The 12,429-nt window shown below is 38.6% G+C and carries 14 protein-coding genes; 12 read left to right on the top strand and 2 right to left on the bottom strand.

What is annotated here, in order from left to right:
• The first annotated feature begins 222 nt into the window (after positions 1-222).
• The 4 genes from RUMTOR_RS01190 (at position 223) to RUMTOR_RS01175 (ending at position 2,959) form a co-directional block, all read left to right on the top strand.
• Entirely contained in the window at positions 223-1,239 is a 1,017-nt protein-coding gene (locus RUMTOR_RS01190) for an SPFH domain-containing protein (RefSeq protein ID WP_009242626.1), read from the top strand.
• Positions 1,240-1,241: 2 nt separating this feature from the next.
• Positions 1,242-1,445 (top strand): type II toxin-antitoxin system antitoxin, encoded by a 204-nt coding sequence (locus tag RUMTOR_RS01185; protein WP_004845173.1) that lies wholly within the window; start codon positions 1,242-1,244, stop codon positions 1,443-1,445.
• 221 nt (positions 1,446-1,666) lie between these two features.
• Entirely contained in the window at positions 1,667-1,897 is a 231-nt protein-coding gene (locus RUMTOR_RS01180; protein WP_004845172.1) for a hypothetical protein, read from the top strand.
• Positions 1,898-2,224: 327 nt separating this feature from the next.
• On the top strand, positions 2,225-2,959 hold the full coding sequence (locus RUMTOR_RS01175; protein WP_242647667.1) for a site-specific integrase: 735 nt from the start codon (positions 2,225-2,227) through the stop codon (positions 2,957-2,959).
• Between the two features lie 34 nt (positions 2,960-2,993).
• Here RUMTOR_RS01175 and RUMTOR_RS01170 read toward each other — a convergent pair whose 3' ends face one another.
• Positions 2,994-3,755: a hypothetical protein gene (locus tag RUMTOR_RS01170; RefSeq protein ID WP_004845170.1), complete on the bottom strand. Its 762-nt coding sequence runs from the start codon at positions 3,753-3,755 to the stop codon at positions 2,994-2,996.
• 229 nt (positions 3,756-3,984) lie between these two features.
• Between RUMTOR_RS01170 and RUMTOR_RS13075 the strand changes: the two genes are divergently transcribed.
• The 7 genes from RUMTOR_RS13075 (at position 3,985) to ilvC (ending at position 10,716) form a co-directional block, all read left to right on the top strand.
• Entirely contained in the window at positions 3,985-4,146 is a 162-nt protein-coding gene (locus RUMTOR_RS13075) for a hypothetical protein (RefSeq protein WP_009242630.1), read from the top strand.
• Positions 4,147-4,261: 115 nt separating this feature from the next.
• Positions 4,262-5,278, top strand: coding sequence for a glycosyltransferase family 2 protein (locus RUMTOR_RS01165; RefSeq protein WP_004845169.1), 1,017 nt, complete (start codon positions 4,262-4,264; stop codon positions 5,276-5,278).
• Positions 5,279-5,364: 86 nt separating this feature from the next.
• Complete coding sequence (locus tag RUMTOR_RS01160) at positions 5,365-6,045, top strand: hypothetical protein (protein WP_004845168.1); 681 nt, start codon at positions 5,365-5,367, stop codon at positions 6,043-6,045.
• Positions 6,035-7,096: a lysylphosphatidylglycerol synthase transmembrane domain-containing protein gene (locus RUMTOR_RS01155; protein ID WP_009242632.1), complete on the top strand. Its 1,062-nt coding sequence runs from the start codon at positions 6,035-6,037 to the stop codon at positions 7,094-7,096. Before RUMTOR_RS01160 ends, RUMTOR_RS01155 begins: the two co-directional genes overlap by 11 nt.
• Positions 7,097-7,212: 116 nt before the next feature.
• Positions 7,213-9,018, top strand: a complete 1,806-nt coding sequence (locus tag RUMTOR_RS01150; protein ID WP_044997870.1) for an ABC-F family ATP-binding cassette domain-containing protein — start codon at positions 7,213-7,215, stop codon at positions 9,016-9,018.
• 157 nt (positions 9,019-9,175) lie between these two features.
• Positions 9,176-9,673 (top strand): acetolactate synthase small subunit, encoded by a 498-nt coding sequence (ilvN, locus tag RUMTOR_RS01145; protein WP_004845165.1) that lies wholly within the window; start codon positions 9,176-9,178, stop codon positions 9,671-9,673.
• A 23-nt stretch (positions 9,674-9,696) separates the two neighbouring features.
• Complete coding sequence (ilvC, locus tag RUMTOR_RS01140) at positions 9,697-10,716, top strand: ketol-acid reductoisomerase (protein WP_004845164.1); 1,020 nt, start codon at positions 9,697-9,699, stop codon at positions 10,714-10,716.
• A gap of 156 nt (positions 10,717-10,872) precedes the next feature.
• On the opposite strand, the gene rpsT is transcribed toward ilvC, so the two are convergent.
• Positions 10,873-11,136, bottom strand: a complete 264-nt coding sequence (gene rpsT / locus RUMTOR_RS01135; protein ID WP_009242635.1) for a 30S ribosomal protein S20 — start codon at positions 11,134-11,136, stop codon at positions 10,873-10,875.
• Positions 11,137-11,419: 283 nt separating this feature from the next.
• Between rpsT and gpr the strand changes: the two genes are divergently transcribed.
• Positions 11,420-12,406, top strand: a complete 987-nt coding sequence (gene gpr, locus RUMTOR_RS01130; protein ID WP_004845162.1) for a GPR endopeptidase — start codon at positions 11,420-11,422, stop codon at positions 12,404-12,406.
• Positions 12,407-12,429: the final 23 nt, after the last annotated feature.

The raw sequence follows: 12,429 nt of genomic DNA, 5'->3' as shown, positions 1-12,429 counted from the left end.
TATTTGAATAAAAATAGGTTTTTCTATATTAGGATTGATATGCATCGTATCACCACCTTGTGCATTAGTTTGTTAGTTGAGTAACTAACTAGCTTTGAGTATAGTATATGTACGGAAGAATGTTTTGTCAATACTCAAAAAATAAAATATTTGAATTACTATTTACAAAATACAAACAAAATGATATCATAATGATATCAAACAAGAACAGGAGGGATAATGATGAAAGAAAAAGTACTGAATAATAAGAAAAACGGAATGCTTGTCTTGATTCTAACAACATTGTTGTATCTATTGTCAATCGCAGTCTGCGTTGTGGGAGCTATGATCGGAAATCCGTTGCTGCTCGGGATCAGTATTTTTTGGATGTGTGTAGGCTGGTTTCCGTATTGTGGACTGCGTGTGCTGAAACCTCAAGAAGCGCTTGTGTTGACATTGTTCGGAAAATATACAGGCACATTGAAAGGAGAAGGATTTTATGCGGTAAATCCGTTTTGTACAAGTGTAAATCCGGCGGCGGATACACATCTAAATCAAAGTGGTGATGTTGACAACAGTACAAGAAAATCTTCACTTTCAGGATTATTGGCAGGCACTTCGGAAAAATCCGGTTTGGAATCGGCAGGAAAGAAGATTTCTTTAAAGATTATGACTTTGAACAACAGCCGTCAAAAGATTAACGATTGTCTCGGAAATCCGGTAGAAATCGGTATTGCGGTGATGTGGCGAGTTGTAGATACGTCAAAAGCGGTTTTTAACGTAGATAATTATAAAGAATATCTTTCTCTTCAGTGTGATACAGCTCTTAGGAATATTGTACGTGTTTATCCGTATGATGTTTCTCCGAATGTAGATACAACCGGCGATGGTGTAGCAGACGAGGGAAGTCTGAGAGGCTCCAGCGAGGTAGTGGCTGCAAGAATTCGTGATGAGATTCAAAAAAGAGTAAGTGAGGCAGGTCTGGAAATTCTGGAAGCAAGAATCACATATCTTGCCTATGCGCCGGAGATTGCGGCAGTGATGCTTCAAAGACAGCAGGCATCGGCTATTATAGACGCAAGAAAAATGATTGTAGATGGAGCGGTCGGAATGGTAGAAATGGCGCTTGATCGTCTCAGCGAAAAGAAAGTTGTAGAACTGGATGAAGAAAGAAAAGCTGCAATGGTTTCAAATCTTCTTGTCGTCTTGTGCGGCAACAAAGATGCGCAGCCTATTGTAAATTCGGGAAGTTTGTATTGATCATGGCAGATCAGAAAAAGAAACAGATTCCGCTTCGGCTTTCTGCAAAATTGTATGATGCCGTGGCAGCTTGGGCAGAAGATGATTTTCGCTCAGTCAACGGGCAGATTGAATATTTGCTGACCGAGTGTGTAAGGCAGAGAAAGAAAAACGGAAAATATGTATCGGAACATTTAGATGAACATCCTGAATTTGATATAAAATAAGAAGAATGATAAAAAAGAAACTGTATTGCAAATAGATATGAAATTCGTTTGCAGTACAGTTTTTTCAACAGTGGTCGTTAAAGTCTAAGACTGCCGAAGAAGAGCTTTCAAAAGTTTTGTTTTATGATATACTGATAAACGAAAAGAAAAACAGCAGCGCAGCGAATGGAAGCTGTCATATTTGAATCGCACAGTCATAGAAGAGAGGAGTGGAGAAAAGTATGCGCGAAATGGAGTTTACGATTGAAGACACAGAAGCTTTAAAGCCGGGGATGGAAGTGGGAGTGACAGAAGGAGTCCTTCCGACGTCTTATTACTACACGATCGAGCACGCACTCGGGATGAGCGCTAATTTCAAACAGGCAGAGCGGTTAAAAACCAGAAGAGGAATTGTGAAAGAATTAAAAGAAACGCCGCAGTTTCATATTGCAGTATTGGAATTTGACGAGTAGCATATTAAAATGCTGCTTGTTAAAAAAGAAATAAAATGTTATAGTATGAATAAAACTAATAACATTTAAAAAGCTTGATACAAACAAGGCGGGGGAGATAAACTGATGAGCCAAAACGCAGAATCAAAATTTGTCAATACGAAAAATAAAAAATTTGATTTTTTTAAAAGTTGTATAAAAAAAGAAGTATGGGAATTATTTTGCAAGAAATTTAAAAGTGATGTTACAGCAGCATCATATAAATCCGATCTGTCAGAATTTTGTCGCTTTACGGAAAAGTGTTTTCAGGAAACAGATTTTTCGGATGTACAGAAATATTATATCTATATGCAAAAAAAGATAAAAAATGGACAGATCGGTCCATTGACAGTGACAAAAAAATTCAGGGAACTTCATTCTTTTTCAAAATTTTTGTTAGAAGAGTGGAGCGACAGATTAGAAGATGAGTCAAAAACAAGTTCGTTTAAAGACTATTTTGAACCGTATTTGAAACAACTGGTAAAGGAAAAAGAGTTGGCGAGGATGATTCCTTTGGAGCATATAGATCGATTGTTGACAGCATCGGCGGAAAATCATATGGTGTATACGATCTTAACTTTAATGTATAGGGCAGGACTGTCCTCTACGGAAATTATAGCATTGAAAGGGCCGGAAGATTTTGTACAGTATGGCGACGGATTGTATGTGTTTTTAAAAGGAAGGCAAGAGCCGTGTTATATACCGGAAGATGCAAAAGAAATTTTGTTTTCTTATTTGGAAGAATGGGAAGAAGGAAGATCCCTTTTTTATAATCGGAGCAAAAATCCTCTGAATACGATGTATATCAGCCGAATGATGAAGAAGTATTGTGAAAAGGCAAAAATTCCATCTTACAGCGCAGAAGCAGTGAGAAATTGCTGTGCGTTTAATTTGTTTGCATATGGTGCGACTGAAGAACAGGTATCGGATCAAATGGGAAGAACTGTGTGTCAGATCAAACGGTACAAAGGGATGGGATATAAAAAGAATCTGAAAAAACGCTCGGCAGATCTTGTGAAGATCCGAATCGAGCGTCCGATATAGAAAAACCTTTTGCTATTTTCTGCTGTGGAATATTTTAAAGGTATTTGCGGATCAGGCAGGAGATGATCCCCGCTGCACAAAGTCCGAATAAAACATTATGCATAGAACCGTATACTTCAAGTCCGCCCTTTAGTCCATAGATGATATCCGGAGTTTCGGGAAGAAACCGATTGATCCAGAATGCAGCATAGGAGGTGAGAAATACAAGTAAGAAAGAATTCAGTCCTCTGCCGGTATCTTCTTTGTGAACTCCCCATTGATCTCGAACTCTTACTTTCGTCATAGACCAGAGAAGTGCAATAAATTCGCTTAAAAGAAAAATAAGCGCAACAGATAAGTATGCGGCAAGTGAGAGAGGAACGGTTTTTGTATTAACAGCTTCCATAATATCTCCGTAGGGCGCACTTGCACGGAGAAATGTCCAAGAGGCGAATATCATGACAGCTAAAATTAAAAGAGCCGTCAGGCTGCGGATCAGAGAAGCGGAAATGTTGGAAAGGATACGTCCTCCTTTTCTGATAGGTGCAGCCAGAGGTATTTTAGAATTTTTTCTTCGTTTTTTCTTTTTGGTACGGTCATCGGGATCGGTGTGATCATAGTCACTGTTTTCATCATCACTTTCGTAGTATTCATCTTCATAGTCATCATCATAATAATCGTCATCATAATAATCGTCATCATCATCATAGTCGTTATAGATGTCGTTACTTGACCTATATTCATTTGGAACGTATTCCTCATATGTCACTTCAAAATCATCATCAAATAACTCTTCAAATTCAGGATTTTTTCTCATAAAATAAAACTCCTTTTTTGGATAAGCTGATATAAAATTATTTCCTTATGTTATAACTTTTCCAAAAGAGATACAAGTGATAAAAGAGAATTTAAGAAATTTTTCATTGTTCTTTATGCGCCTTACGAAAGTGTAAGATGCATGCTTGGAAATGTAAGACAATCCATGTGGAAAAAATTTTTCTTTTTTCTACAATAAATACATACAGATATTTAGGAGGTAAAATGAGATGAAATTGTCTGTGAGCAGAATTGTCGGACGGCTGATCGGATGGCTGATGATCTTATTTATTGTTTTGATCATTATGCCGATTGGAATGATTTCTTCTATATTTTCATATTGTTTTAAAAATCTTTCCCAAATCTTAAGAAATACCTCGATGTTATCTTAAGAAGGGTCAAGTATTATTTAGGCTGTAAATAATAGCATTAAGAAATGAGAGATGAAAAAACGCTGTGTTTCAGCCCGTTAGGAGCATATGGAACACACTGAGGAGGAAAAGTTATATGAAATACATTACGTTTGCAGTTCCGTGTTATAATTCTGAAAATTATATGAGAAGATGTGTGGATTCTCTTCTTATCGGAGGGAAAGATGTAGAAATTATTCTGATCGATGACGGTTCTTCTGATCGTACTGCACAGATTGCCGATGAATATGAGATTGAATACCCGGATATTGTACGTGTTGTGCATAAGGAAAACGGGGGACATGGTTCCGGTGTGAATAAAGGACTCGAGTTGGCAAACGGTATTTATTATAAAGTCGTAGATTCGGATGACTGGTTTGATAAAGAATCATATCAGAAACTTCTTGTCAAGCTAAAAGCGTTTACAGGCGAGCGTCCGGATCTGATCGTATGTAATTATGTATACGATCACCTTGATGAAGGAATAAAAAAATCAATGGATTACAAAAATGTATTTCCGATTGAAAAACAGTGCACATGGGATGAAATCGGAAAGTTTTATCCGTCCCAATATTTGATCATGCACTCGCTCATGTTTCAGACGAAAGTGCTCAGAGAATCTGAAGTGAAACTGCCGGAGCATACATTTTATGTAGATAATCTGTTTTCATATAAGCCGCTTCCGTACGCCGAGACTATTTATTATATGGACATCGATCTGTATCATTATTACCTGGGCAGAGATGATCAATCTGTAAATGAAAAGGTGCTTATGAAAAGGATCGATCAGCAGATCTTGGTAACAGATCTTGTAACCCGCAGCGTTGATCTGGCGGAAGTAAAGAAAATCCATCCGAAATTAGAAGCATACATGGTGCGAAATATTTCAATTATGCTTACAATTTCATCTATCCATCTGCTCCTTATCGATACAGCCGATTCCTATAAAAAGCGAAAAGATATGTGGAATCATGTAAAAGAGTATAATGAAGCTCTTTACTATCGGCTTCGCTTTCGTACTTTGAGCGGTTTTACATATTTACCCGGAAAGATCGGCACAAGCTTGACAATCGGGGGATATCGTCTTGCAAAAAAAGTATATCGCTTTCAATAAAGAACGATGATCGGTAAAAAAGACAAAAGGAAAAATGTATTGTTAATCCGGAAGATTTACATTACAGGGGGAAAGGATGAACTAATATGACAGAAATATACATAGCATTTGTAGATACACCGGGAATTTTTGCTTCGATTATTCGAAGAGTAATTAAACAAAAATATATTCATGTGGCAATCGGGCTTGATGAGAATCTGGATGAAGCATACAGTATCGGAAGGAGACATCCGTCGATTCCTCTGATTGCAGGATTTGAAAAAGAAGAGAAAAGAAAAATTTTGCGGGCATTTCCGGGAGCGGATTATATGATCTGCTCAATTCCATGCACTCAAGAACAAAAGCAGTTTATTAAAGAGGAGCTTCATGAGGCGATGAAGAACAGATATCGCTATCATTATACAATTCTCGGACTTCCGTTTTTACTTTTCGGAAAACCGTTTTATCAAAAAAATCATTACACATGTTCTTCCTATGCTGCCGAGTTGCTTGAAAAGGCAGGCGTCTGTACATGGAACAAGCATTTTTCGCTTGTTACGCCAAAGGATTTTTATGAATATAAGGGGAAACAGAAAATTTTTGAAGGTAGTTTGAGAGAACTTACCGAAAGAGAGAAAAAGACATATCCGGAGTATGGAACACTTACTTTTCCGCCGATATCCCGCCCGGCATATCTATCTGCTGCGGGAAATTATATAACAATGGCGCATGTACATAATGTCCGGGAAGAAGAAAGAAAAGGACGGAGGAGAAGGTATGAGCGTTAAGAAACGAATTCTTGAAGTAACGATTTTCTTACTTGTAATGTTTTTGACGTTTTATACACTTTTCAGTGGGAAAAATCTTGGTGAAATTGCAAATGCCGTTTCAAAAATGTCAGTAGGATACTTGGTTCCGGCGGCTGCTCTTGCTATCTTTTTTGTATGCGCAGAAGGATATATGATCTGGTATCTGCTTCAGGCAATGAAAGCAAACCGAAGAAAAGAAGGAAGTTCTTTGATTCGTTGTATCCAATACTCTTTTATCGGATTTTTCTATTCTGGCATTACGCCGTCTGCAACAGGAGGACAGCCTGTGCAGCTCTATTATATGAGCAAAGACGGGAACAGAGGATCGGACAGTACGGTTGTGCTTATGACAGTTGCTGTTGTTTATAAATTTGTACTTGTAATTTTAGGAGCGGCGATTTTATTATTTTGGTACCGGCCTCTCTATTCGGAGTTAGGGAAATTTTTCCCTCTCTATCTTTTCGGACTTTTATTAAATGTAATTTTAGTTGTGGTCATAGCGGGAATTATGTTGATGCCGAATATTATGCTGCGATGTGCGCTTTTTTTTGAAAAGCTGTTTGTTAAAATGAGCATTTTGAAACCTTCTGAAAAGCGTCCTGAAAAAATTCACGAGTTTATCGGAAGTTATCAAAACGCAGTTTCATGGCTTAGGACACATAAAGGAAAGCTTTTGTTTATTGTGCTTGTTACATTTTTACAAAGATGTAGCGTATTTCTTTTGACATATATGGTATACCTTGGATTCGGGCTGCACGGAACCGGAATGATGAAAGTTATCCTTCTTCAAGCCGCAGTCTATATAGCGGTAGATATGCTTCCGCTTCCGGGAGCGCAGGGAATTACAGAGCTGATGTATCAAACTGTGTTTGCCCATGTATTTACCGGTACATATCTTATACCGTCCATGCTTGTAAGCAGAGGAATTAATTTCTACTTTTTGCTCATTGTCAGTCTTATTATTGTTTTGGTAAATAAAATTCGGTATAAATCGACGGTTTGCCGGAATGTAAAGATTGAAAACGAATAAAAGAGAAACAATAGATAATCATAAAAATAATAAAAAAGCATAGGTAAAATCTACTTGACAACTCCTTGCAGACATCTCAAAATGAATGAGAGAAAATGGTTTGCAAGGAGTTTTTTATGAATATTATAAATGTGGAACATCTCTATAAAATATACGGTGAGAAAATAATATTTGACGATGCGTCATTCGGAATTCAAAAAGGAGATAAAATCGGGATCGTAGGGATCAACGGTACCGGAAAATCAACGCTTCTTAAAATGATAGCAGGAGAAGAAACACCGGATAAAGGACAGATTATAAAACAAAATGGACTGAAGCTTGCCTATGTGCCGCAAAATCCGGTTTTTTCAGAAGACAGTACGATTCGGTCATATGCATTAAAAAAAGGGGAAGAGAATTGGAAAGTAGAAAGTAATCTGACGGAATTAAATATCACCCGGTTTGATCAGAAAATCGAGCATTTATCAGGAGGACAGAAAAAACGGGTTGTGCTTGCAAAAATACTGTCAGATGATTTTGACGTACTTTTGCTGGATGAGCCTACGAACCATTTGGATGAAGCGATGATCCGATGGCTGGAAGAATATCTTCGGTCCTATAAAGGAACCGTTATTATGGTAACTCACGACCGGTATTTTCTTGACAGAGTTACAAATCGTATTTTGGAGATCAGTCATGGAAAAATGTATGGATACGACTCTGACTACTCAGGGTTTCTTGAACTGAAGGCGCAAAGAGAAGAGATGGAATCAGCATCTGAACGAAAGAGACAGAGTGTTTTGAGAATGGAACTTGAATGGGCGAAACGCGGGTGTCGTGCCAGAACAACGAAACAAAGAGCGAGACTGGAGCGTCTTGAACAACTGAAAAACGGAAATACTCCGATAAAAGATCAAACAGTAGAACTTGATTCGGTAGAAACCAGAATGGGGAAAAAGACGATCGAACTTCATCATGTGAGTAAAAAATACGGAGAAAAAGTGATACTGGATGATTTCAGTTATATTGTGTTAAAAAATCAAAGACTTGGAATCATAGGACCAAATGGATGCGGAAAATCAACTCTTATGAAAATGATCGCGGGACAGGTGATTCCGGACAGTGGAAACATTGAGATCGGAGAAACGATCAAGATCGGATATTTTGCACAGGAAGAACAAGAGATGGATCCTTCTCAAAGAGTGATCGATTATGTGAAAGATATTGCAGAATATATTACGACACGAGAAGGAAAAATCAGTGCGTCAGCGTTGTTGGAGCGTTTTTTGTTTACTCCTGATATGCAGTATGCTCCGATAGGTAAACTTTCGGGCGGAGAGAAGAGAAGGCTGCATCTTCTTGGCGTACTTGCCGAAAATGCAAATGTTCTTTTGTTTGACGAGGCGGGAAATAATCTTGATATTCCCACACTTACGATTTTGGAAGATTATTTAAACTCTTTTTCGGGAATCGTGATCACCGTATCGCATGACCGCTATTTTTTAGATAACATTGTGGATCGCATTTTCGAGTTAGATGGGAAGGGGCATATCCGTCAGTTTGAAGGAGGATATACCGATTATTTGAATGTAAAGAAAAGAGAATCTGCATCAACGCAGTTTACAGACAAAACCGAAAATTCGCGCGGAAATCTTCCGAAAGATCCTGCGGAAAGTAATCCGAAAAGCTGGAAACAAAATGCGCCGCAGAAGGTTAAATTTTCTTATAAAGAACAAAGAGAATTTGAGACGATTGATGACGATATCGCAGCGCTTGAAGAAAGAATAGAAAAAATTAAAATGCAGATCAATGCGAATGCGACCAATTCTGTTAAACTAAAAGAGTTATTTGAGGAACAGGAGAAAGTACAGGCACAGCTTGACGAAAAAACAGAAAGATGGGTTTATTTAAACGAGATTGCAGAAAAGATCGGCTGCGTATAACTTTTGATTTCATTCTTGATTTTAGACTGACTGAACGGTCATCAAATATGTAAAAATTTTAGCACAACATCTTGACAAAGAATAGCTGAGTTGGTAATATTATAAAATATAAAAACAGAACGCACTCTGTTTTTTTAGAGAAGAAGGAGAGGAACACATGAGAAGTCAGGTATTTTCATTGCTTGTAGACAATAATCCGGGAGTGTTGAGCCGTATTGCAGGGTTATTCAGCAGACGCGGATACAGTATAGACAGCATCACGGCAGGTGCGACGACCGATACGAGGTTTACGAGGATTACAGTAGTTGCATCGGGGGATGAGCTGATTTTATCCCAGATAGAAAAACAGGTAAGGAAGCTGGAAGATGTCGTTGATATAAAAGTTTTGAAAGACGGAGAGTCAGTATACCGCGAACTGATCATGGTAAAACTGCGGGCAAACGCATCCCAAAGGGGCGAGATTATTTCAGTGGCAGATATTTTCAGAGCGAAGATAGTTGATGTCGAAGAGGACTCGCTGATCATCGAACTCACCGGAACTCAGAGTAAACTGGAAGCTTTTCTGAATCTTCTTCGAGGATATGAGATACTGGAACTTGCAAGAACAGGTATTACAGGTCTTTCCAGAGGAAGTAAGGATGTAGCATATTTTTAATTATCATTTAGGAGGAATGCAAAATGGCAGCAAAAATTTATTATCAGGAAGATTGTAATCTCTCACTTCTTGAGGGAAAAACAATCGCGATCATCGGTTATGGAAGTCAGGGACATGCTCATGCACTGAATCTGAAAGAATCAGGATGCAATGTCGTGATCGGACTTTATGAAGGAAGCAGATCATGGGCAAAAGCAGAAGCGCAGGGATTTGAAGTATATACAGCGGCAGAAGCGGCAAAAAAAGCAGATATTATTATGATCCTGATTAATGATGAGAAACAGGCTGCTTTATATAAAAACGATATTGAGCCGAATCTTGAAGAAGGTAATATGCTGATGTTTGCACACGGCTTTAACATTCATTTCGGACAAATCGTTCCGCCGGCGAACGTAGATGTGACAATGATCGCTCCGAAAGCTCCGGGACATACTGTAAGAAGCGAGTATCAGGTTGGAAAAGGAACTCCTTGCCTTGTAGCTGTAGAGCAGGATTATACAGGAAAAGCTCTTGATAAAGCTCTCGCATATGGTCTTGCGATCGGAGGAGCAAGAGCCGGTATCCTCGAGACTACATTCCGTACAGAGACAGAGACAGACCTTTTCGGCGAACAGGCGGTTCTTTGCGGCGGTGTGTGCGCTCTTATGCAGGCAGGCTTTGAGACACTTGTAGAAGCGGGATACGATCCGAGAAATGCATATTTTGAGTGTATTCATGAGATGAAGCTTATTGTTGATTTGATCTATCAGTCCGGTTTTGCAGGAATGAGATATTCGATTTCCAATACTGCCGAATATGGTGATTACATAACAGGACCGAAGATCATTACAGATGATACGAAGAAAGCGATGAAGCAGATTTTGACAGATATTCAGGATGGTACGTTTGCAAAAGACTTTCTTCTGGATATGTCCGAAGCCGGAGGTCAGGCACATTTCCGCGCAATGAGAAAACTTGCGTCAGAGCATCCGGCAGAGAAAGTAGGAGAAGAGATCAGAAAACTTTACAGTTGGAGCGATGAAGATAAACTGATCAATAACTAATAGGATATAATTACAAAAAGACGCCTTGCATTACGCGAAGCGTCTTTTTGTATGAAAATGTCTTTTTGTTTATGATGATAAGATTATGTACAAAAAAAGACATCTGCCTGACGGGAGCAAATGTCTTTTCTATTTTTATCAATTCTATTAATAAGATTAAGCAATGCTGCTTACAGCTTTGGAAAGACGAGAAATCTTTCTGGAAACAGTTTTTTTGTGATAAACACCTTTTGTTCCAGCTTTGGAAATCTCGACGATCGCTGCGCGAAGAGCAGTCTTAGCAGTTTCAGCGTCTTTAGCGGCAACTGCAGCTTCCACTTTCTTTACAGCAGTTTTTACTTTAGACTTAATTGCTTTGTTTCTTGCAGCTTTTGTCTCGTTTACTAAAATTCTTTTCTTAGCAGACTTAATGTTAGCCAATGCGTACACCTCCAAATATATCTATGATTTCAAATGTAATTTGAGTTTCCGCAGACTCGGACACGGACGTTCTGCTGAAACATACTCATTTATTTTATGCCAACTCTAAAGGGTTGTCAATACATATTTTAATAAATATTGGGAATTATGGAACATATATAGAGAAAAACTGCATTATTTGGAAAACCGGAATAAAAAAACACAGTATCTGCATTAAAAAGACGGTTTGAATATAAAAACAGCAGGAATACTATAATAAGAACATAAAAAGCGAGGATGAGATATGATAAAAAATTATAGTGTGCGGACAGATCTTGCGCTTGAAGAAAAAGAAAGGTTTGAATCAGATCATGTAGAAATATCAGGGGTAGTTCTTGAAGAAGATTATGATGAAGCATCAGAACTTCGTGTTACAAGAGTGGAGATCAAAACAGAAAACGGAGCAAAGGCAATGGGAAAACCTGTAGGAACTTATTTGACGATAGAAACTCCTAATTTGGCAATGCCTGATGAAAAAAGTCAGACCGTGATTGCCGAAAAGGTATGTTCTTTTATAAAGGAACTGATCCGAAAATTTGAAGTAAAAGATAAAGATCTATCTATTCTTGTAGTAGGGCTGGGGAATAGAGAAGTTACTCCGGATTCACTGGGACCTTGCGTGGCAGATCATTTATCCGTGACGCGGCATATTGTAAAAGAATATGGAAAATATGCAATAGGAGTCGACGACGCGCCGATGATCAGCGCTGTCGTGCCGGGAGTGATGGGGCAAACGGGAATGGAAAGTGCGGAGATCGTGCGTGGGATTGTATCGGAAACGAATCCTGATGTTATTATTGCAGTTGATGCATTGGCAGCAAGAAACAGTAAGCGATTGAACCGGACGATTCAGATCGCAGATACCGGGATTCATCCCGGAAGTGGAGTGGGGAATCACAGAAACGGGATGACAATGGAAACATTAGGAGTACCTGTTATCGGAATCGGTGTGCCGACAGTTGTAGACGCAGCAACGATTGTAAATGATACAATGGAAAACTTTATAAGGGCTCTTGAATCTTCGGATTCTTTAAAAGGAGTCGGGGAAGTGCTGCGTTCCTATAACGCCGGAGAAAAATATGAATTTGTAAAAGAGCTGATCTCTCCTCATTTAAACGGAATGTTTGTCACGCCTAAAGATGTTGATGAAATGGTTCATCATATCAGTCATACTTTATCGGAAGCGATCAATATGCTTTTTTCGGCCGGTTCAGGCAGATCGGAAGCATAAGAGAAAAGAACAAAGCATACACT

The sequence above is a fragment of the [Ruminococcus] torques ATCC 27756 genome (assembly GCF_000153925.1).
GTDB lineage: Bacteria > Bacillota > Clostridia > Lachnospirales > Lachnospiraceae > Mediterraneibacter > Mediterraneibacter torques.
Note: the sequence above shows the minus strand (reverse complement) of the source record. Positions and strands in the feature narration are given on the sequence as shown.